Genomic DNA, 20,983 nt, shown 5'->3' on the forward strand with positions numbered 1-20,983 from the left:
ATGTCCAGGAAGATCCTGGCCCTCATCGCGGTTCTGGCGCTCGCGCTCGCCATCCTCACCGGTCTCGCCGTCCGCAAAGGCGTCCTGGGCCCCCAACCGCAAACCGTCGCCGTGGGCGGTCCGTTCCAGTTAGTCGATACGTCGGGGCGTACGGTCAACCAGGACGTTCTCAAGGGCAAGTGGAGCGTCGTCTTCTTCGGGTTCACCCACTGCCCGGACATCTGCCCGACGACCCTGTTCGAGCTGGGCCAGGTGGAGCCGCTTCTGGGGGCCGACGCCGACCGCTTCCAAGCGGTTCTGATCTCGGTGGACCCCGCCCGGGACACGGTGGCCCAGATGAAGGCTTATGTGGCCAACGACGCCTTTCCCAAGCGCCTGATCGGCCTCACCGGCTCGACGGCCCAGGTCGACGCCGCCGCCAAGGCCTATCGCGTCTATTACCAGAAGGTCGGAGAGGGCGACGACTACACGGTCAACCACGCGGCCTACAGCTACCTGATGAACCCCAAGGGTCGGTTCGCCTGCGTGCTGCCCTACGACCTGACGCCAGAGCAGACCGCGGCGAAGATCAAGGCCGCCATGAAACAGGGCGCCAACGCCGCCAGCTGCTGAGCCCGAGCCACTTTGCCGCAAGGTAGCGCTTGTGGAGCCTATTAACGTTCCGCATGTTATGCTGCGGCGCACAAAGGCACGGTGGAATGCTCTACACCCTCTACGAAGCTGGCTACTACGCCGCCTCTCCGCTGCGGTTCGCGGCGCTCGCGACGCGGGACTTCTGGAGCTCGTCGCTCAATCCGGCGGCCGACAGCGAGCTGGGGCGACGGCTGTTCGCCACCGCCGACCTGTTCGCCAACCTGACGCGCCGGTACGGCAAGCCCGCCTGGAAGATCGACAGCGTGACCATAAACGGCTGCGCGGTGCGCGTGCGGCCCACGACGGTCTGGTCGACGCCCTGGTGCAAGCTGACCCACTTCGCCCGCGACATGAGCGACCTGCGCCGGGCCGGGAAGACCGAGATCGAGCCCGCGGTGCTGATCGCCGCGCCGCTGTCCGGCCACTACGCCACCCTGCTGCGCGGCACGGTCGAGGCGTTCGCGCAGGACCACGAGGTGTTCATCACCGAATGGACCAACGCCCGCGACGTGCCGATCGTCGAAGGCCGCTTCGATTTCCACGACTACATCGACCACATCCGCGAGATGCTGCGCCAGATGGGACCCCGCCCGCACGTGGTGGCGGTCTGCCAGCCCGGGCCGCCGGTTCTCGCCGCCGCCGCCCTGATGGCCGAGGACCAGGAGGAAAGCCGTCCGGCGTCCATGACGTTCATGGGCTCGCCTATCGATGCGCGCCTGTCGCCGACGGTGACCAACAAGCTGGCCGAGGAGCGGCCGTTCGCCTGGTTCGAGTCGAACATGATCTACAACGTGCCGCCGCCCTACCTGGGCGCGGGCCGGCGCGTCTATCCGGGCTTCGTGCAGCTCGCCAGCTTCATGTCCATGAACCTGGACAAGCACCAGGAAGCGCACCGTAAGTACCTCGCCCACCTGATGGATGGCGACGGCGACAGCGCGGACAAGCACCTGGAATTCTACGATGAGTACCTGTCGGTCCTGGACCTGACGGAAGAGTTCTACCTTCAGACGGTGGACGTGGTGTTCCAGCGCTATCTGCTGCCCAAGGGCGAGCTGTACCACCGCGATCGCCGCGTGAAGCCCGAGCGGATCACCGACGTCGGCCTGCTGACCGTCGAGGGCGAGAACGACGACATCTCCGGCATCGGCCAGACGCAGGCGGCCCACGACCTGTGCCTCAGCCTGCCGGCCGAGCTGAAGGAAGACTACATCCAGCCCCACGTCGGCCACTACGGCGTGTTCAACGGCAAACGCTTCCGCGAGGAGATCTATCCCCGCGTCCGCGCCTTCGTCCGCCGGATGGAAAAGGAGCTTCCGCGCACCAAGACGCCGAGCTCGCCGTCCGCGGAGATCGTGCCGATCCGCTCCAAGGCCGCGAAGGGCTGAACCGCCGCGCCGGCGGGGGGATGAAACTTCGCCGGACTCGCCTAGATTCCACGCGATGAGTCTCTTCGGCCGCAGCCTCGCCGACGGTGACCGGCTGGAGGTCGCCGGCGCGGCCGTGCGCCTCAAGGTGAACCGGCGCGCCCGCCGGGTCTCGCTGCGCCTGGACCGCACCCGGCGCGAGATCGTCGCCACCGCGCCCTCGATCCGCCGCTTGCCGGAAGCCGCCGCCTTCGCCCGCGAGCGCGCGGGCTGGATCGCCGAACGCTTGGCCGAGCTGCCCGGCGTGCAGCCGCTGGCGGCCGGCATGCTGATCGAGGTGTTTGGACGTCCCGTCCGCCTGGAAGCCGCGCCCGGCCGTGCGCGCTGGATCGAGCCGCTGGACGGCGCCACGCCGCGGATCGTGGCCATGGGCGAGGGCGAGGGGTTCACCCGCGCGGTGATCCTGGTGATCCGCAAGCGGGCGCTGGAGGTGCTGACCGAGCGCACCCGGCACTATGCCCTGCGCCTGGGCGCGCCGATGCCCAAGGTGAGCGTGGCCGACGCCAAGTCGCGCTGGGGCTCGTGCAAGCCCGGGCCGCGGGGGACGGCGGGCGTGATCCGCTATTCCTGGCGGCTGGCGCTCGCCCCGTTCGAAGTCGCGGACTACGTGGCCGCCCACGAGTGCGCCCACCTCTTGGAACTCAACCACGGCCCCCGCTTCTGGGCCCACGTGCGCAACCTCGTCGGCGACGAGCGCCGCCACCGCGACTGGCTGCGGGCCGAAGGCGCCCGGCTGCACGCCTTCGGCCGCTGAGCCGTCAGGCGGCCGTCTTCTCCCGGTCCAGGAGTACACGCTTGCGCTCGACCCCCCAGCGGTAGCCGGAGAGGTCACCGTCCAGCCGCACGACCCGGTGGCAGGGTATCGCAATGGCCAGGGCGTTGGCCGCGCAGGCCTGGGCCACCGCACGCACCGCCTTCGGGGCGCCGATGCGCTCGGCGATCTCCCGGTAGCTGGCGGTGGCGCCGCTGGGGATCTCCTGCAGCGCACGCCAGACCCGTTGCTGGAACGCCGTGCCCCGGATGTCGAGCGGCAGCGCCAGGCCGTCCGCGGGGCGCTCGATGAGGCCCACGGCGGCCGCCACCTCCTGCTCGAAGCCCTCGTCGCCGCCCACCAGGTCGGCCCGCGGGAAGCGATCCTGCAGGTCACGGACCAGGGCGCCGGGATCATCGCCCAGCAGGATGGCGCAGATGCCCAGCGCGCTCCGCGCCACGAGGAAGGCGCCCAGCGAGCATTCGCCCACGGCGAACCGGATCTGCACGTCCGCGCCGCCGGCCCGATAGCGCGTGGGCGTCATGCCCAGCATGGCGTTGGACTGGGCGTAAAAGCGGCCGCCGGAGTTGAAGCCGGCGTCGTAGATCGCCTCCGTCACGGTTTCGCTGTTGGGCAACTCCTCGCGGACCCGCCGCGCGCGCACCCCGGCGAGGTAGTCGCGCGGCGTGACGCCGGTGACCGACTTGAACACCCGGTGGAAGTGGTGCGGGCTGAGGCCCGCGCCGGCCGCGAGCTCGGCCAGGCTGGGCGGGTCTTCGGCCGTCTCGATCCGGCGGCAGGCCTCCAGGATCCGGGCGTTGCGCTCGGCGTCGGCCGACTCGGCGTCCGGGCGGCAGCGGCGGCAGGGGCGAAACCCTGCCGCACGCGCCTCAGCGACGCTGGCATGGAAGGCGACGTTTTTCGGGTTCGCCAGGCGCGCGCCGCAGGAGGGGCGGCAATAGACCCCCGTGGTGCGGACCGAATAGTAGAACTGGCCGTCGAAGGCGCGGTCGCGGACCGTGATCGCCGTCCAGCGGGGATCCTGCGCTGTCTGTGCGCCTGGGTCGGGAAGCATGTTGGTCGCGGTCGTCATGGCCGTCTCCGGAGAATGGGGTCATCGGACCCTGACGGCCAGGGCGATCGGCGGCACTCCGAGCCTTGCGGTTGAATTCGAAGGCGTCCCGGCCGCGGCAACGCCAGTTCCACGACAAGAACCGGATAGCTCCAGGGCCGCGCTTGCCCGCACCAGTCCCGCCCTCTCACGGACCGGACTGGAACCCATGACCGCACGCTCTCACCTGCCCCTCGCGCTGGCGCTCCTCGCCGCGCCCGGCGCCGCCTTCGCCCAGGCCACCGCCAATCCCGTGACCAGCGCGGACGACGCCTTCGGCTTCACCATCGGCGAGGAGTCGGTGGGCATCTACGACGCGAGTTCGGTGCGCGGTTTCGACCTGGAGGCCGCGGGCAACTACCGCGTGAACGGCAGCTATTTCGTCAAGAGCTCGGGGGTGAGCAGCTTCTTCCTCGACCGGACGACCGTGCGCATCGGTCTGAACACCCTCAACGTCGACCTGCCCGGACCCTCGGGCGTGGTGGACTTCAAGCTCCGCGACCCGGCCGCCGGCGAGCCCAGCCTGCTGACCATCGGCCTCGACGAGTACGAGCAGCCCTACATGGACCTGCTGCTCAAGGGGCGTTCTGCGGACGGTCGGCTCTCAGGAGCCCTCGGCCTCGGCCTGGTGTTCGACAAGAAGGACGCGCAGGGCGGCGAGGACGGCCGCTCGTGGCTGCTCGGCGGCACGGCCCGCGCCACGCTGGGGCCGGTCACGGCGCAGGTGTTCGGGGGCGAGTTCGACTACGAACGCGCCGCGACCTTCCGCTTCACCCTGGACGATCCCGACGTGCGGCCCCGCCTGAAACGGGGACGGTTCCTGGGCCAGGATTGGGCAAGGTCGCGCGGTCAGCGCCGCATCGCCGGGCTCCTGCTGGACGCCCCGCTAGGCGGCGGCTGGTCCGCCGGCGCCACGGGGGTGTTCTCGCAGGAGGACCCGACGCGCGCCCATTCCCAACTCTTCCTGGACGTGGACGGGACCCTCGGGGCGCGCAGCCTGGTCGTAGCGTCGCCCCAGCAGCGGGCCACGGCCTGGTCGGGCGAGGGGCGGCTGAGCTGGGCCGGCGAAACCGGTGCGGCCAGCCATCGCGTCACCGTCGTCGCGCGCGGCCGGCGGTCGCGCCATCTGTTCGGCGGCGACCGGGTCGTGGACCTGGGCCTGGCGGATCTGTCCGGTCCCGCGCGCCAGGCCCCGGCGCCCGATCTTTCGACGGCGCGCCCGAACCTGCATGACGAGACGGACCAATGGGGACTCGGCGCATCCTATCGGATGACCTGGGCGAACCGGCTGACGTTGAACGCCGGGGTCCTGCGCACCGACTACGAGAAGACCTTCATCGCCGCCGATGGCGTCGCGCGCAGCCGTGCGGTCACGCCCGTACTGTTCAACGTGGGTGGCGCGGTTCGCGTGGCCCGCGGCCTAGACCTCTACGCCAGCTACAGCCGCGGTTTGGAAGAGGCCGGCGCCGCGCCCAGTTCGGCGGCGAACCGCAACGAGGTGCTGAACGCCATCCGGGTGACCCAGCGCGAGATCGGCGCCCGCTATGCCCTGTCCGAGGGCCTCGTCCTGCTCGGCGCGGCGTTCGAGACGGAGAAGCCCTACGCCGGGCTGGACGGCGCCACGAACATCTACCGGACCTTAGGGACTGTGCGGCACCGCGGCGTGGAAGCCTCGCTTTCCGGCCGGCTCACCCAGGCGCTGACCGTGGTGGTCGGCGGCGTGTGGCTGGATCCGGAGATCTCCGGCGACGAAGCGGACAGCGGCGCGATCGGACGGCGGCCGGTGGGCGTGCCGCGGCTGCGCGGCGTCGCCAGCCTCAACTATGCGGTGGCGGCGGCGCCCGGCCTGTCGCTGGACGCGGGCCTGGACTACGTCGGGGCCAGCCCCTTCCGCGCCGCGCCAGGACCGGACGGGCGCCAGCCGCGACTGCCCGCGGAGTGGGAGGTCAACTTCGGCCTGCGCTATCGGCTGGACGTCGCCGGGTGGCGGCCGACGCTGCGCGCGCAGGTCCTCAATGCGTTCGGCGGCTATGGCCTGACGGTCAACGGCGCCGAGACCCTGGATTACACAGCGCCTCGACGGTTCCGCGTCTTGCTGACCACGGAGTTCTAGGGCGGGGCGCGGTCAGTACGGCGGGTCCTGCTGGCGCTGGCGCGGCGCCGGCCGTTCCTCGAACTCGGAGGGGGGCGGCTCGTCACGGTCGCCACGGAAGAGGTCCCCGACGCCTTCCAGGATCTGTTCGATGGGCCCGGGCTCCTCCACCTGCGGGATGACGCCGCCGGGGATCGGCTGGACTTTCAGGCGCGGCAGGGCGGCGGTCATGTAGTCGCGCCAGATGCCGGCCGGGGCGTTGCCGCCGGTGACCCGGCGCATGGGCTTATTGTCGTCCTTGCCCACCCAGACGGCGGTCACGAAGCCGCCGGTGTAGCCGACGAACCAGGCGTCGCGGTAGTCGCTGGTCGTTCCCGTCTTGCCGGCCAGGTCGTAGCCCGGGACGTTGGCCCGCGCGCCGGTGCCGCCGGTGACGACGCCCCGCATCATGGTGACCATGTAGGCGAGGGCCGGCTGGCCGATCACCTGCGCCCGCGCCGGACGGTCGACGCCCCGATCGTAGAGCACGCGTCCGGTGGCCGTGCGGATGCGCTCGATGCCGTAGCCCTTGGCCAGATAGCCGCCGTTGGCGAACGGGGCATAGGCCTGGGCCATCTCCAGCGGGCTGACCTCGACCGCGCCCAGCGCCATCGAGGGGTCGAGCTGGATCGGCGAGCTGATGCCTAGACGGCGCGCCACGGCGGCGACGTTCGACGTGCCCACCTCGTTCGCCAACCGGGCGGCCACGGTGTTCACGGACTGCGCGAGCGCGGTCGAGATGGTGATGGGCCCCAGATACTGGCCGGTGTAGTTGCGCGGCTCCCAGTTCCCGATCTTCACAGGCTCGTCGACCACGGGGGTGTCGGGCGTGCGGCCGGCCTCCATGGCGGCGAGATAGACGAACGGCTTGAAGGCTGAGCCGGCCTGGCGACGGGCCATGGTCGCACGGTCGAACTGGGTCTGCAGGTAGTTGGTCCCGCCGACGTAGGCCCGGATGCGGCCCTCGCCGTCCAGCGACACCAGGGCGCCCTGTTCAACGCCCTGCCCCTTCGCCGCGGCGACGCCCGCCTGCACCGCCTGCTCGGCGCTGGCCTGTAGGGGCAGGTCCAGGGTGGTCTCGACCACGAGGTCCTCGGTGGGCTCGCCCACCAGCGTGCGGACCTGGTCGTCGACCCAGTCGGTGAAGTACTGGGCGCGCTGGTTGGCCAGGACGGGGTTGACCCGCACCTTGGTGCGGATGGCCTGCTCCCGCTCGGCCGGGGTGATGAAGCCGGCCTCCAGCATCTCGTCCAGCACGATGGTGGCGCGGCGCGCGGCGCGGTCGGTGGAGGCGACCGGCGAATAGCGCGACGGGCCCTTCATAAGGCCGGCCAGCAGCGCGCTCTCGCCCAGGGACAGCTCGCGCGCGGGCTTGCCGAAATAGCGCTGGGAGGCGGCCTCGATCCCGTAGGCGCCGGCCCCGAAATAGACCCGGTTCAGATAGAGCTCGAGGATCTGCTTCTTGGAGAACCGCGCTTCCAGCCAGACGGCCAGGATCAGCTCCTGGGCCTTCCGGCGATAGTTCTGGTTGGGGGTGAGGAACAGGTTGCGGGCGAGCTGCTGGGTGATGGTGGAGCCGCCGCGCAGCGGGCCGCCCTCGCCCTTGTGCTGCATGTTGTAGATCTGACTGCGGACGATGCCCCAGGGGTTGAACCCGAAGTGCCAGTTGTACCAGCGGTCCTCGATGGCGATGAACGCCTTCGGCACGTAGGGCGGCAGGCGGTCCAGGTCGACCGGCGGCGCATACTGGCTGCCGCGCACCGCGAGCAGGGCGCCGGATCGGTCAAGGTACGAGACCGACGGCTGGCGCTTCACCTCGTAGAGCTTCGACGTGTCCGGCAGGTCGACCGCGAACACCGCGAAGAAGGCGACCAGGAAGATCAGCCCCCAGACGCCCAGCACCAGGACCCAGTAGATCAGGGCCTGCAGGAACGAGCGTTTTGCGCGCGGTTCGCGCCCGCGCCGCGGCGGCTGCGCATTGGCCATGGATTTAAGTCGTCCTACCGGTCTGTTCGCCGCCCGCCGGCCCTATAGCCCAGGGTAACGGAACGCCAAACATCATTGACGGTGTATGAACGACAGGGAACGCCCCGACCGATCGGGCCGGGGCGTTCCGTGCGCTTTAGGCCATGGCGCTCGTGCGGCGGCGGCGCATGATCGCGCCCGTCGCGCCGAAGCCGGCGATCAGCAACGCCCACGTGGTCGGCTCCGGGACCGCCGCAAAGCGGACTTCGGAGAGACCGACCGGCGCGTAGCCGTAGGTCTCGGGGTAGGTCTGGTGGTTGCCGTCGAGGGTGAGCTGCACGTAGCGGGCCTGGCCGCTGAAGGCGAACACCTCGGCCGCGAGCGGCGCGCCCGTCCCACGAGCGAACTCACCCGCCAGGACCTGGGCGTAGTCCACGCCGTTCAAGGAGATCGACAGGGTGAAGGCCTTGGACGCGCGATCAAGGGTGGAGGCGAACTCCTCGACGCCGAAGTTGTAGTTCCACACCTGGATATTGGAGAGATTGAACACCCCGCCCAGGTCGAAGGTCAGGGTGGCCTCGTCGACGCCGAGGTCGGTCATCCACATGTTGGCATAGTTGGCGTCGTGCAGGCCGCCCGACAGGCCGCTGCCGTCGATCAGGTTCGAGGCCTTATACTGGCCGAAGAAGGGGAAGGTGTTGCTGGCGGTGACCGAGACCGGGGTCACCGTGACCTCGGCCAAGGCGGGACCGGCGAGCGCGACCGAGGCGAGGGCGGCGGCGGCGAAGAGTTTCAGCATGCGAACGACTCCAGGGTTTACGAACCCCGGACTGGTGACGGACTCTCTTGGCGCTCCGGTCACGGTTCCATGAAGGATCGGCGTCGGCGCGGAGCGGGTCTGCATTTTCGCATACCTGATGCGAACAAATAGCAGTTGCACCGCCGATCTTAACACCGTTATCTTAGCATTGCTCAGTTCGAAGCGCGCCAAGGGAGGGGATACCCGAGGCGGGCCAACGCGGCGGACCGGGCCGGTATTCAAATCCTTGACGCCGACAACTCCCCGAAACGCTGGAGGGCTCCATGAAGCTCCAACTCCTTGCGGCCTGCGCCGCCCTCGTCACCCTGTCCGCCGGTTCGGCTTTCGCCGGTGACGCCGTCACCGCCAAGCTGGCCGCCCCGGTCGCCGAGAAGACCAAGTTCATCGCCGGCGGCGCCATGTTCAACTGCGAAGGCGACACCTGCGTCGCCGCGGCGCCGACCTCGCAGACCTTCGCCGCGTCCACCTGCAAGACCATCGCCGACAAGGTGGGCGTGGTCGCCTCGTTCGAGGGCCGCAAGAGCCTGGACGAAGGCAAGCTGGCCAGCTGCAACGCCAAGGCCATCGCGAAGGCCGGCGGCACCCAGCTCGCCAAGCAATAGGCGCACAAGTCTCCCAGCAGCTCTCAACCCGAGCTTCTGTCGCACTGGACCCGCCGGGCAACCGGCGGGTCTTCTTTTTTGCCCGAATCCCACCGATCGCGATTTTCGCAGGCAAAACAGTCGCGAGGTTCCCGTCGCGGAACCCTTCTCCCTCCGTTGCGACGCACAACATCGCGTGCTAGTAGGCGCGCGGCTTTGGGCCGGGGGCTATTTCGAGCCCCAGGACCGCTGTGCTTTTTTCAAGCGCTATCAAGCCTTTAGTCGCAGCGGATCGGTCCGTTTGCGGCACGTGAAACGCGACCCGGGCGGACAATAGTGGCGGACGACACCTCTCTGGCGAATGTGGGCTCCCGATACGCCCAGGCCCTGTTCGATCTTGCGAGCGATCAGAAGCAAGTGGCGGCCGTCGAAGCGGACCTCAAGTCCCTGAAGAAGGCCATGGCCGAGTCCAAGGACCTGCGCGTCCTGCTGGCCTCGCCGACGTTCAGCGCCGAAGACAAGGGCAAGGGCCTGGTCGGCATCGGCGCCAAGGCCAAGTTCAACATGACGACGCTGAAGTTCCTGGGCCTGCTGGCCGAGAACGGCCGCGCCGCCGCGCTGCCCGACGTCATCGACGCCTTCGCCAAGCTCGCCGCCGATGCGCGCGGCGCGGTGTCGGCCGAGGTGACCACCGCCATCGCCCTGACCTCCGCCCAGGCCAAGGGCGTTCAGGCCGCGCTCCGCCAGGCGCTCGGCAAGGACCCTGAAATCACGACCCGCGTCGATCCGGCCCTCCTGGGCGGGATCAAGGTGAAGGTCGGCTCCCGTCTGTTCGACGCTTCGCTGCGCTCGAAGCTCGACTCCCTGAAATTCGCCCTGAAGAGAGCGTAAGAACCATGGATATCCGCGCCGCCGAGATCTCGGCCATCCTCAAGTCGCAGATCGCCAACTTCGGCGAAGAAGCCGACGTCTCCGACGTCGGTTCGGTGCTCAGCGTCGGCGACGGCATCGCCCGGGTCTACGGCCTGGACAATGTGCAAGCCGGTGAAATGGTGGAGTTCCCCTCCGCCGGCGTGAAGGGCATGGCCCTGAACCTCGAGCGCGACAACGTCGGGGTCGTGATCTTCGGCGAAGACCGCGCCATCAAGGAAGGCGACGAAGTCCGCCGCCTCGGCGAGATCGTGGACGTGCCGGTCGGCAAGGGCCTCCTGGGCCGCGTCGTGAACCCGCTGGGCGAGCCGATCGACGGCAAGGGCCCGATCCAGAACGTGGCCGAACGCCGCCGCGTGGACGTGAAGGCGCCGGGCATCATCCCGCGGAAGTCGGTGCACGAGCCCGTGCAGACCGGCCTGAAGGCCATCGACACCCTGATCCCCGTCGGCCGCGGCCAACGCGAGCTGATCATCGGCGACCGCCAGACCGGCAAGACCGCCGTGGCGATCGACACCATCCTGAACCAGAAGTCGATCAACGCCGGCACCGACGAGAGCGCCAAGCTCTATTGCATCTACGTCGCCATCGGCCAGAAGCGCTCGACCGTGGCCCAGATCGTCAAGACGCTCGAAGAGCGTGGCGCCCTGGACTACACCATCGTCGTGTCGGCCACGGCCTCCGAGCCGGCCCCGCTGCAGTTCCTGGCGCCGTTCGCCGGTTGCGCCATGGGCGAGTGGTTCCGCGACAACGGCATGCACGCCGTCATCATCTATGACGACCTGTCCAAGCAAGCCGTCGCCTACCGTCAGATGTCGCTGCTGCTGCGCCGCCCGCCGGGCCGCGAAGCCTATCCGGGCGACGTGTTCTACCTGCACAGCCGCCTGCTGGAGCGCGCGGCGAAGCTGAACGAGGACAACGGCTCGGGCTCGCTGACCGCCCTGCCGCTGATCGAGACCCAGGCCAACGACGTGTCGGCCTACATCCCGACCAACGTGATCTCGATCACCGACGGCCAGATCTTCCTCGAGACCGACCTGTTCTTCCAGGGCATCCGCCCCGCCGTGAACGTGGGTATCTCGGTGAGCCGCGTGGGCTCCTCGGCCCAGATCAAGGCGATGAAGACCGCCTCCGGCCCGATCAAGGGTGAACTCGCCCAGTACCGGGAAATGGCCGCCTTCGCGAAGTTCGGCTCGGACCTGGACGCGGCGACCCAGCGGATGTTGGCCCGCGGCGAGCGTCTGACCGAACTCCTGAAGCAGCCCCAGTACGCCCCGCTCGCGGTGGAAGAACAGGTGGCGGTGGTCTACGCGGGCACCCGCGGCTACCTCGACAAGGTCCCGACCGCGCACGTCGGCCGCTTCGAGCGTGAGCTGCTGGCGCACCTGCACGCCAAGCACCAGCCGCTGCTGGACAAGATCCGCATCGAGAAGGACCTGAAGAACGTCGAAGACGACCTGAAGAAGGTCCTCGCCGGCTTCGCCGAGACCTTCGCTTAAAGCCTGACGGACAGGAGCAGGTAGCCGGCGATGGCCAGCGTCAAGGAAATGCGCAATCGGATCTCTGCGGTGAAATCCACCCAGAAGATCACGAAGGCGATGCAGATGGTGGCGGCGGCGAAGCTGCGCCGCGCGCAGAACGCCGCCCAGGATTCCCGCCCCTATGCCGAGCGCATGGCGGCGGTGATCGCCAACCTGGCCGCCGGCGTCTCGGGCGACGGCGCGCCGAAGCTTCTGGTCGGCACGGGCGCCAGCCAGCGTCACCTGGTGGTGATCGCCACCTCGGACCGCGGTCTGGCGGGCGGGTTCAACTCGTCCATCGTTCGCGCGGCCCGCGCCCGCATCGACGCCCTGCTGGCCGAGGGCAAGGACGTGAAGATCATGACCGTGGGCCGCAAGGCCCGCGACCAGCTTCGCCGCCTGCACGCCCAGCGCCTGGTCGAGACCTTCGAGGTCGGTGGCAATCCCTCGCTCGCGGTGGCGGAAGAGGTGTCGGCCAAGATCCAGTCGATGTTCGCCGCCGGCGAGATCGACGTGGTCACGCTGTTCTTCTCGAAATTCCAGTCGGTGGTCACCCAGACCCCGACCGCCAAGCAGCTGATCCCCGCCGAGGTGGCCGCCGGCTCCACCCCGATCGACCTCAAGGGCGCCTCGTACGAGTACGAGCCCGACGAGGAGACGATCCTGGCCGAGTTGCTGCCGCGCAACATCACGACCCAGATCTTCTCCGCCATGCTGGAGAACCAGGCCGGATTCTTCGCCGCCCAGATGACGGCGATGGACAACGCCACCCGCAACGCCGGCGACATGATCGCCAGCCTGACCCTGCAGATGAACCGAGCCCGCCAGGCGCAGATCACCAAGGAGCTGATCGAGATCATCTCCGGCGCCGAAGCGATCTAGAGAGAACCCAGACATGTCCGAAGCCGTCACCGCCAAGAAGCCCGCCCGCAAGCCGCCCGCCGCCAAGGCCGCCGCGCCGAAGCTGCCGGCCGCCCAGGCCGTCGCCACCGGCAAGCTGGTGCAGATCATCGGCGCCGTCGTCGACGTCGAGTTCGAAGGTCACCTGCCCGCGATCCAGAACGCGCTGGAAACCACCAATACCGACCAGCGGACGGGCCAGCCCTTCCGCCTGGTGCTGGAAGTGGCTCAGCACCTCGGCGAGAACACCGTGCGCGCCATCGCCATGGACACCACCGAGGGCCTGACCCGCGGCCAGCCGGTGGTCGACACCGGCAAGCCGATCACCGTGCCGGTGGGCCCCGCCTGCCTGGGCCGGATCATGAACGTCATCGGCGAGCCGATCGACGAGGCTGGCCCGATCGCCACCACCTTCATGAGCCCCATCCACCGTGAAGCCCCCTCCTTCGCCGAGCAGTCGACGTCGGCGGAAGTGCTGGTCACGGGCATCAAGGTCATCGACCTGCTCTGCCCCTATACCAAGGGCGGCAAGATCGGCCTGTTCGGCGGCGCCGGCGTCGGCAAGACCGTGACGATGCAGGAGCTGATCAACAACATCGCCAAGGCCTACGGCGGTTACTCCGTGCTGGCCGGCGTGGGCGAGCGGACCCGCGAGGGGAACGACCTCTATCACGAGATGATCGAGTCCAACGTGAACGTGGACCCGAAGGCGAACAACGGCTCGACCGAAGGCTCCAAGTGCGCCCTGGTCTACGGCCAGATGAACGAACCCCCGGGCGCCCGCGCCCGCGTGGCCCTGACCGGCCTGGCTCAGGCGGAGTACTTCCGCGACCAGGAAGGCAAGGACGTGCTGCTGTTCATCGACAACATCTTCCGCTTCACCCAGGCCGGCTCGGAAGTGTCGGCGCTGCTGGGCCGCATCCCCTCGGCCGTGGGCTACCAGCCCACCCTGGCCACCGAGATGGGCAACCTGCAGGAGCGGATCACCTCGACCTCAAAGGGTTCGATCACCTCGGTGCAGGCCATCTACGTGCCCGCCGACGACCTGACCGACCCGGCCCCCGCCACCTCGTTCGCCCACCTGGACGCGACGACCGTGCTGAGCCGCGACATCGCCGCCCAGGCCATCTTCCCCGCCGTGGACCCGCTGGACTCCACCTCGCGGATCATGGACCCGCTGGTCATCGGCGAGGAGCACTACAACGTCGCCCGCCGCGTGCAGGAGACCCTCCAGCAGTACAAGGCGCTGAAGGACATCATCGCCATCCTGGGCATGGATGAGCTGTCGGAAGAGGACAAGCTGATCGTCGCCCGCGCGCGCAAGATCCAGCGCTTCCTGTCGCAGCCGTTCCACGTGGCCGAGCAGTTCACCAACACGCCCGGCGTGCTGGTCAGCCTCGAAGACACCATCCGCTCGTTCAAGGCGCTGGTGGACGGCGAGTACGACCACCTGCCCGAGCCGGCCTTCTACAACGTCGGCAACATCGAAGACGCCGTCCGCAAGGCCGAGCAACTGGCGGCGGAAGCCTAAGGGTCATGGCCGAGAAGCTGCACTTCTCCCTGGTCTCGCCGGAACGAGAGCTTTTCTCGGGTCCGGTGGACCAGGTGGACGCGCCGGGCTCCGAGGGCGACTTCGGCGTCCTGGCGAACCATGCGCCGTTCATGACCGCGCTCAAGGAAGGCGCGGTGCGGGTCCACAACAACGGGACCGTTAAGGTCTATCAGGTGCGCGGCGGGTTCGCCGATGTGACCCCGGAAGGGCTGACGATCCTGGCGGAGCACGCCGTCGAGGCAGCCTGAGCGGCAGGGGATATTATTGCCGTAAATTAGACGCCTTAGGGCCTTGCCTAGGGCACCTTGCTCAAGTTTCATGCCGGCCGAAAGTCAGGGGAACTTCCATGCGTATCGCCCTCTCCAGCCTGATCCTCGTCGCCGGGATCGCGACCGCCGCCCAGGCGCAGGACCCGGCGGCTCAGCCGGCCCCGCCCGCTGCGCCGACGACTGCCGCGCCGGCTTCTGCCACTCCGGCGCCCGCCGACGCCGCCCAGCCCGCGCCCGCAGCTCCGGCCGCCGAGGCCCCGGCCGCGCCGCCGGCCGAGCCTGCGCCCCCGCCGCCGACCCTGCCCACCAGCGGCTACGGCTTCGAGGCGATCCAGGTGATCGAAAAGATCTGCATCCCCGCCGTCCGGGGCCAAGGGGTCGATCCGGTGGCCAAGGCCAATGGTTTCAAGATGAACCGCCGGGACCAGACCTGGGCCAAGCCCTTTGGGACCGAGAACAAGGCCTATCAGGTCATCGTGTTCCCCTCCGGCTCCAACAAGTCGGTCTGCAACGTCGAGCTGCGCTATCCGGTCGGCGCGGCGGAGGACATCGCCAAGGCGCTCAACGTCTGGGCCTTCGTCCAGCAGCCCCCGCTCGATCCGACGGCCAACTACACCCAGCCGCAGGATCCGGATGGCCTGAAGCGCGTCCGTCGCTCGTGGGAATATCTGACGACCAACCGCTCGATCGGCCTGAACTATTCGACCGTTCGCAAGCCTGACGACAGCCAGGTGAACGCGAAGTACGACATGGGCACGCTGCAGTACCAGGAACGCACGTTCTGATCGGCCTGACGGACGCCGCGGGCCTCTTCGGCGTCCTCCTGGTTCTCGTCGCCTACGCGGGCGCGGCGCTTGGCAAGCTCGATCCCGAGAAGCCCGCCGCGCTCCTCTGCAACCTGCTCGGCGCGGGCCTCATCCTTTGGGGTCTGCTCACGCAGGACTTCAACTTGTCCGCCACCGTCATGGAGAGCGCCTGGGCCGCCGTCGCGCTCGCGGGACTGCTGATGCGGCGGACGACGGCCTAGACTTCGACCCGAACCCGACTCTCGAGCCAGCCGAGCGCGGTCTCGGCGACGTCCTCCCAGCCCTCCTCGCCGATCAGCCAGTGGCTCATGCCGGGCATGACCCGGAACTCCGCGCCGATGCGGTCCGCGGTCTGACGCACCGTCGCGGCGGGATGGACCACGTCGCGGTCGCCTGCGATGGCCAGCGACGGCATCGGCAGGCGGCCGACGCCCACGCTGGTGGTCATGAAGGGATCGAGCCACCAGTTCAGCACCTCGCGCACCGCCCGCCCGCTCTCGGGCACGAGCCGGTCCAGAATCCTGTCGCGCAGGGCCTTGGGCGTGCGATCCAGGCTATGGTGACGCATCAGGTGCCGGTCGGGCGACACGGCGCTGGACCAGAACGGGTCGGCCAGGTGAACGCCAAAGGCGGTGATGGCCTCTTCGATGGACGAGCCGGTGACGCCCCACGGCGGGGACGGGGCCAGCAGCACCAGGGCGCTCGCCTCGATCCGGCGGGCGGCCATCTGGCACACTAGCCCGCCCATGGAATGGCCGACCAGCACCGGCGGCTCCGGCAGTTCGGCGCACAGCTTCGCCAAGCTGCGGGCATAGTCCGACATGGAGAGACCCGCGACGCCGCCGCCGGGTCCGTGGCCTGGCAGGTCGGGCGCCAGAACCGTCCAGCCCCGCACCTCGAACGGTGCGCGGAAGACTTCGAAGGCCCAGCCGCCACAGAAGGCGCCGTGCGTCATCACGACCGTCGGCATAGGGTTTCCCTGCTCCCCCCGGAGCTGTCTCGAACGGCCACCCTAACCCGAACCTGCTAAGGACGGGTGAGGATTCAGGCCTTGGCGCTCCGTGTCGCGGCGAAGGGGGCAAAGGCCTCGGCGACGGCGTCATAGGCCGCCCGCTTGAACGGCACGATCAGTTCGGGCGCCTCGGCGAGATAGCCCCAGCGCCATAGGTCGAACTCGGGCGGATGGTGGGCCGCCAGGTCGAACTCGGCCTCCTCCCCGTCGAAGCGGAAGGCGAACCATACCTGTCGCTGGCCTTTCCAGCCGCGGGCCAATTCCCGCGTCACCAGGGGCGGGAAATCGTAGGTGAGCCAGCCGTCGGTGCGGCCGAGGTAGGTGACGCTGGTCGCGCCCGTCTCCTCCTGCAGCTCCCGGCGCGCCGCGTCCTCCAGGGCCTCGCCGTCGTCGACGCCCCCTTGCGGGAACTGCCAGTTGTGCGGCGGCGGCGTGCCGGCCCGGCGGCCGAGCCAGACCCGCCCATCGGGATGGAACAGCACCACGCCGACGTTCGGTCGGTATTCGGAAAGGTCGGTCATTTCCTGACGGTGAGAGCCGAGGCGGGCGCGAGCTGGAAGCCCCTCTGTTCCACCTCATTCGCCCAGGACGCAACCTTCACCAGCGTGACCGGATAGGCGAAGCCGGACCCCAGCGCCTGGCCCCGCTGAAGGGCGCCGCCTTCCAGGGCCATCAGCTGCTGGTCGATGGCCGGACCCGAGAGCTTGTCGTCGATCACCCGTTCGGCCGTGGCGCGGGCCATGCCGCCGCCGCGGCGCGCCGCCGAGCCATCGTCGATAAAAGCCAGGCCCCTGCCCTTCACCGAGCTGGCGAAGGCGTTGTAGGCCACGTCCGTGGCGAGGAAGCGCGAGCCCAGGTAGTTCGTCAGGCCGAAGTAGCCTGTGGCGCGGGAGAGAATCCACTCCAGCTTCTTCACCGTCTCCGGCGGCTGGCCGCCGGCCATCAGGGTGTAGGGGCCAGGATCGTTGTCGGGGTAGTCCACCGGCTCCATGGGCGTCTCGAGCAGCACCTCGTGGCCGTGGGCGCGCGCCATGTCGATCCAGCCCTGCAGGCCTTCGGCATAAACGCTGAACGAGAGGGTGATCTCGGGCCGGAGGGTCTCGATGGCCTGACGGGTCGTGCGGGCGTTGAGCCCCAGGCCGCCCATGACCAGGGCCACCTTGGGCCGCCCGTTGGCCTTGAACGGCCTGGCGTAGGCCTCGGCCGGCGTGCGGCCATCCTGGGCGATGATGGGAAGCGGGCCGCCCGGCCCGGGGGCGTAGAAGCCCGTGATCGGCGCCACCGGCAGCGCGGTCCCGGCGACCGCCGGGGCGGCTGCGGGCTTGGTCCCGCTGAAATAGCTGGCCGCCCCGGGCGCCAGCGGGCGCTCGGAGAGACGCACCACGTCCTTGTAGACGTGGGCCTGCCCGTGCAGCGGCTTCAGGGCCTCGCGCCAGCCCGCAGGGGCCGACCGCAACGGCTGGTCCAGGGGGATGCGCACGTGGTCCGGCCCGGCGCCCATGGGCCCGAGGAGGTTCACCAGCGCGACGATTGCGCCGGCGAACAGCACGCCCGCGCCGGCGAGACCGGCGGCCGGACTCTTCAGCACGGCGCCCAGGTCGACCTTGGGGGCCTTGAAGCGGGGAAGGGCGATGGTGGCCACGGCAGCGGAGCTCCTCACCCTGGAGCCTCGCCGAACATGGTTAACGCGGTCTCAATCCAGACCTGCGCTCGCACGCCGCAGCGGGCCACGAAAAAGGGCGGCCCCGCGGGACCGCCCTCTTCCTGTGCGAACCTGGGGAGCCGCCTACTTCTGCGTCGTCTGCGGCGGCTTCACCTCGGCGACCTTGGCCTTCGAGACGATCTCGGCCAGGCGGGCGGTGGGCTTGGGCAGCTTGGGCGTGGCGGCCACGGAGCCGTAGCGCAGCACGTCCTCGGCGCGGGCGATCTGGAAGTCCTTCTTCTCGTCGAAGCTCTCCGGCGGCGCCTCGGCCGGCTCGTGGGCGCCGCGGCGCACCTTGCCTTCGTCGGCGTTGAGCGCGTTCTTGAAGCTGGCTTCCGAGAACTGGTAGGCGCGGTTGGCGATAGCCTGGGCCTCGTCGCGGGTCAGCGCGACCTCGAGATCCGGCTCGATGCCGGTCTTCTGGATCGAGCGGCCGGCCGGCGTGTAGTAGCGGGCCGTGGTCAGCTTCAGCGCCCCGTCGATGCCGCCGCGCAGCGGGATCACCGTCTGCACCGAGCCTTTGCCGAAGCTGGTGGTGCCGACGAGTTCGGCGCGCTTGCGGTCCTGCAGGGCGCCCGCGACGATCTCCGCCGCCGAGGCCGAGCCCGAATTGATCAGAACCACGATCGGCATGCCGCCGGTGATGTCGCCGGTGCGGGCGTTGTAGCGCTCGACGTCGCGCGGATCGCGACCGCGCTGGGAGACGATCTCGCCGCCTTCCAGGAACAGGTCGGAGACGCCGACGGCCTGGTCGAGCAAGCCGCCCGGGTTGTTGCGCAGGTCGAGGATCAGGCCCTTGGCCTTGGGGTTCTTGGCGCGCGCCTCGGCGAAGGCCTGCTCGGCCTCGTCGGTCGTCTTCTCGTTGAAGCTGCCGATGCGCAGGACGATGTTGTCGCCCTCCAGCCGCGCGGTGGCCGACTTCGGCTTGATGATCTCGCGGACCAGCTTCACGTCGAACGGATCCGACTTCTCGCGGGCGATGGTCAGGGTGACGGTCTCGCCGGGACGGCCGCGCATCTGCTTGACCGCCTCGGTCACGGTCAGGCCCAGCACGCTCTCGCCATTGACCGCGGTGATGTAGTCGCCGGCCTTGACGCCGGCCTTGAAGGCGGGCGTGCCGTCCATCGGCGAGATCACCTTGACCACGCCGTCTTCGCTGGTGACCTCGATGCCCAGGCCGCCGTACTCGCCGCGCGTCTGGTCGCGCATATCGTCGAAGCTCTCGGGGTCGAGGTAGCCGGAGTGCGGGTCGAGCGAGGTGAGCATGCCGTCGATGGCCGCCTGGATCAGCTTCGTATCGTCCACCTCGGTGACATACTGGTTCTCGACGGTGTTCAGCACGTCGCCGAACAGACCGAGCATCCGGTAGGTCTTGGCCCGCGGCTGCGCGGACGCCTCGGCCTGCTGGCTGACGTAGGCCATGGAGCCGGCGCCGAGAACGAAGGCCGACGCGCCGATGAGGAGATACTTCTTCATAGCCAGGCTCAGACTCCCTTGGACGAATGCCCGTCCTTTATGGAGCGCGCCGAAACGACGGTTTTGAGGCCGTATCAGCCCGCTTTCTTGTTCAACCCCGGTTCTTTCCCAGCCATTTGGCTGGGTCGACGGGCGAACCCTGCTCGCGGACCTCCAGATAGAGCTCCGATGTCGCTTGGCGATCATCGGTAGCCCATCCGACAGGCTGACCCTCCGCGACGGATTGTCCGACCTGAACCGATGTTCTTTCGAGACCAGCAAGCACGAGATGATATCCGCCGGCTAGTCTTAATATCACGATGACGTCCCAGCCCTTTACGGGGCCCACGTATTGAACAAGGCCCGCCGCGGGGCTCACGGCCCTCGCGCCCTTCGCGGCGGCGAGCGTCAGGCCGTTCGAACGCCCGCCCCCGGCAAGGGGATCCCCGAACCGCCGGACGACGGCGCCGGCGACCGGCATAAGCAGCCGGTCGGGCGGGGTCAGCTCGGTCGCATCGGCGCTCACTGCGCCCCTAAGCCGCAGGCCCGCGGAGGAGTCAGGGGCAGGAAGGGCGTCCGCCGCCAGGCTATCCCGCTCGAACAGCGCCTCGCTCTGCACGGCCGCCAGCCGGCGCTGGCGCATCACCTCGGTGGCGCCCTGCGCATAGCCTTGAGCCCGGCCGGCCAGATCGGGGGTGAGCGCCTTGACCAGGATCGCGGCGCGCACCGCGTCCTTGGCGTCGTCGGGCGAGACCAGCAGCGCCGGCGGCGGATCGCGCTTCATCAGTTCCAGCACCGACAGCAGCCGCGAAAGCCGGTGCATGTTGGCGCCCTGATCCACCGAGAGCTCGGTCTCGGCCAGGTTCAGCCGCTCAAGCCGCGCGTTGGTGGCGGCCCACGCCGCCGCGCTCAGCCCGAGGGCCGCCAGGGTTCCGAGAAGGAGAATCCGCCGCATCAGTCGCGATGATAGGGCGATCCGGCGAGAATGGAGACAGCGCGATAGACCTGCTCGCACAGCATTGCCCGCGCGAGGGCGTGGGGCCAGGTCTGGGGCCCGAAGGCCAGGGTCCCCTGCGCCGCCTTCACGATCTCCGGGTCGAGGCCGTCGGCGCCGCCGATCAGGAACACCAGACGGCGCACGCCGCGATCCCGCAGCGTCCCGATCTCCTCGGCGAAGGCGCGGCTGGCGCGGGCCTTGCCGCGCTCGTCGCACGCGATGACGTGGCTGTCGGCGAGGTGGGGCCGAAGCGCCTCGGCCTCGGCCGCCTTGCCGGGCTTGCGGCTCTCCACCTCGACCACCTCGACCGGCCCGAGGCCCAGGGAACGGCCGGCGGCGGTCGCGCGGTCGACGTAGAGTTTCACCAGCTCGGTCTCGGGCGAGCGGCTGAGCCGGCCGATGGCGACGACGGCGATCTTCACGC

General features: G+C 69.3%; 20 protein-coding genes. 11 read left to right on the top strand and 9 right to left on the bottom strand.

The genetic code is table 11. The features are described from left to right. From A2790_RS04385 to A2790_RS04395, 3 genes are all read left to right on the top strand, one after another. Positions 1 to 612, top strand: a complete 612-nt coding sequence (locus A2790_RS04385) for an SCO family protein (protein ID WP_293388028.1) — start codon at positions 1 to 3, stop codon at positions 610 to 612. Positions 613 to 698: 86 nt separating this feature from the next. Further along, positions 699 to 2,018 carry a polyhydroxyalkanoate depolymerase gene (gene phaZ, locus A2790_RS04390; RefSeq protein ID WP_293388031.1) on the top strand — a complete coding sequence of 440 codons (1,320 nt, stop codon included), beginning with the start codon at positions 699 to 701 and terminating at the stop codon, positions 2,016 to 2,018. A gap of 55 nt (positions 2,019 to 2,073) precedes the next feature. Continuing rightward, the gene (locus A2790_RS04395) at positions 2,074 to 2,811 is read left to right on the top strand and encodes a M48 family metallopeptidase (RefSeq protein ID WP_293388034.1); all 738 of its coding nucleotides are present in this window, start codon (positions 2,074 to 2,076) and stop codon (positions 2,809 to 2,811) included. Between the two features lie 4 nt (positions 2,812 to 2,815). On the opposite strand, the gene ada is transcribed toward A2790_RS04395, so the two are convergent. Continuing rightward, positions 2,816 to 3,901, bottom strand: coding sequence for a bifunctional DNA-binding transcriptional regulator/O6-methylguanine-DNA methyltransferase Ada (gene ada / locus A2790_RS04400; protein WP_293388037.1), 1,086 nt, complete (start codon positions 3,899 to 3,901; stop codon positions 2,816 to 2,818). 187 nt (positions 3,902 to 4,088) lie between these two features. Between ada and A2790_RS04405 the strand changes: the two genes are divergently transcribed. Then, the gene (locus tag A2790_RS04405; RefSeq protein ID WP_293388040.1) at positions 4,089 to 6,032 is read left to right on the top strand and encodes a TonB-dependent receptor; all 1,944 of its coding nucleotides are present in this window, start codon (positions 4,089 to 4,091) and stop codon (positions 6,030 to 6,032) included. Positions 6,033 to 6,044: 12 nt separating this feature from the next. Here the strand turns inward: A2790_RS04405 and A2790_RS04410 are convergent, their stop codons facing one another. Both A2790_RS04410 and A2790_RS04415 read right to left on the bottom strand, forming a co-directional pair. Further along, entirely contained in the window at positions 6,045 to 8,036 is a 1,992-nt protein-coding gene (locus A2790_RS04410) for a penicillin-binding protein 1A (RefSeq protein ID WP_293388043.1), read from the bottom strand. Between the two features lie 136 nt (positions 8,037 to 8,172). Then, entirely contained in the window at positions 8,173 to 8,814 is a 642-nt protein-coding gene (locus A2790_RS04415) for a PEPxxWA-CTERM sorting domain-containing protein (protein WP_293388045.1), read from the bottom strand. A 284-nt stretch (positions 8,815 to 9,098) separates the two neighbouring features. On the opposite strand from A2790_RS04415, the gene A2790_RS04420 reads away from it, so the two are divergent. From A2790_RS04420 to A2790_RS04450, 7 genes are all read left to right on the top strand, one after another. Further along, positions 9,099 to 9,437, top strand: coding sequence for a hypothetical protein (locus A2790_RS04420; RefSeq protein WP_293388047.1), 339 nt, complete (start codon positions 9,099 to 9,101; stop codon positions 9,435 to 9,437). 315 nt (positions 9,438 to 9,752) lie between these two features. Then, a complete protein-coding gene (locus tag A2790_RS04425; RefSeq protein WP_293388049.1) occupies positions 9,753 to 10,307 on the top strand; it encodes a F0F1 ATP synthase subunit delta in 555 nt (184 codons plus the stop codon). A gap of 5 nt (positions 10,308 to 10,312) precedes the next feature. Further along, positions 10,313 to 11,845, top strand: coding sequence for a F0F1 ATP synthase subunit alpha (gene atpA / locus A2790_RS04430; RefSeq protein WP_068876199.1), 1,533 nt, complete (start codon positions 10,313 to 10,315; stop codon positions 11,843 to 11,845). Between the two features lie 30 nt (positions 11,846 to 11,875). After that, positions 11,876 to 12,748, top strand: coding sequence for a F0F1 ATP synthase subunit gamma (locus A2790_RS04435; RefSeq protein WP_293388051.1), 873 nt, complete (start codon positions 11,876 to 11,878; stop codon positions 12,746 to 12,748). Between the two features lie 13 nt (positions 12,749 to 12,761). Continuing rightward, positions 12,762 to 14,297, top strand: a complete 1,536-nt coding sequence (gene atpD / locus A2790_RS04440; protein ID WP_293388054.1) for a F0F1 ATP synthase subunit beta — start codon at positions 12,762 to 12,764, stop codon at positions 14,295 to 14,297. A 5-nt stretch (positions 14,298 to 14,302) separates the two neighbouring features. Further along, complete coding sequence (locus A2790_RS04445) at positions 14,303 to 14,566, top strand: ATP synthase F1 subunit epsilon (protein WP_293388056.1); 264 nt, start codon at positions 14,303 to 14,305, stop codon at positions 14,564 to 14,566. 98 nt (positions 14,567 to 14,664) lie between these two features. Next, positions 14,665 to 15,372 carry a hypothetical protein gene (locus A2790_RS04450; protein ID WP_293388058.1) on the top strand — a complete coding sequence of 236 codons (708 nt, stop codon included), beginning with the start codon at positions 14,665 to 14,667 and terminating at the stop codon, positions 15,370 to 15,372. 238 nt (positions 15,373 to 15,610) lie between these two features. Here A2790_RS04450 and A2790_RS04455 read toward each other — a convergent pair whose 3' ends face one another. The 6 genes from A2790_RS04455 to rlmH all read right to left on the bottom strand — a co-directional run bounded on the left by A2790_RS04455 (position 15,611) and on the right by rlmH (position 20,981). Continuing rightward, positions 15,611 to 16,363: an alpha/beta hydrolase gene (locus A2790_RS04455; RefSeq protein WP_293388061.1), complete on the bottom strand. Its 753-nt coding sequence runs from the start codon at positions 16,361 to 16,363 to the stop codon at positions 15,611 to 15,613. A gap of 74 nt (positions 16,364 to 16,437) precedes the next feature. Next, positions 16,438 to 16,926, bottom strand: coding sequence for an RNA pyrophosphohydrolase (locus A2790_RS04460; protein WP_293388064.1), 489 nt, complete (start codon positions 16,924 to 16,926; stop codon positions 16,438 to 16,440). Next, positions 16,923 to 18,047 carry a divergent polysaccharide deacetylase family protein gene (locus A2790_RS04465; protein WP_293388066.1) on the bottom strand — a complete coding sequence of 375 codons (1,125 nt, stop codon included), beginning with the start codon at positions 18,045 to 18,047 and terminating at the stop codon, positions 16,923 to 16,925. The genes A2790_RS04460 and A2790_RS04465 overlap by 4 nt, the downstream gene beginning before the upstream one ends. Positions 18,048 to 18,191: 144 nt before the next feature. Then, complete coding sequence (locus A2790_RS04470) at positions 18,192 to 19,583, bottom strand: S41 family peptidase (RefSeq protein ID WP_293388069.1); 1,392 nt, start codon at positions 19,581 to 19,583, stop codon at positions 18,192 to 18,194. A 91-nt stretch (positions 19,584 to 19,674) separates the two neighbouring features. Beyond that, positions 19,675 to 20,517 carry a peptidoglycan DD-metalloendopeptidase family protein gene (locus A2790_RS04475; RefSeq protein WP_293388072.1) on the bottom strand — a complete coding sequence of 281 codons (843 nt, stop codon included), beginning with the start codon at positions 20,515 to 20,517 and terminating at the stop codon, positions 19,675 to 19,677. Further along, positions 20,517 to 20,981 (bottom strand): 23S rRNA (pseudouridine(1915)-N(3))-methyltransferase RlmH, encoded by a 465-nt coding sequence (gene rlmH / locus A2790_RS04480; RefSeq protein WP_293388075.1) that lies wholly within the window; start codon positions 20,979 to 20,981, stop codon positions 20,517 to 20,519. The genes A2790_RS04475 and rlmH overlap by 1 nt, the downstream gene beginning before the upstream one ends. Positions 20,982 to 20,983 lie beyond the last annotated feature (2 nt).

The sequence above is a fragment of the Phenylobacterium sp. RIFCSPHIGHO2_01_FULL_69_31 genome (assembly GCF_001824475.1).
Classification (GTDB): domain Bacteria; phylum Pseudomonadota; class Alphaproteobacteria; order Caulobacterales; family Caulobacteraceae; genus Phenylobacterium.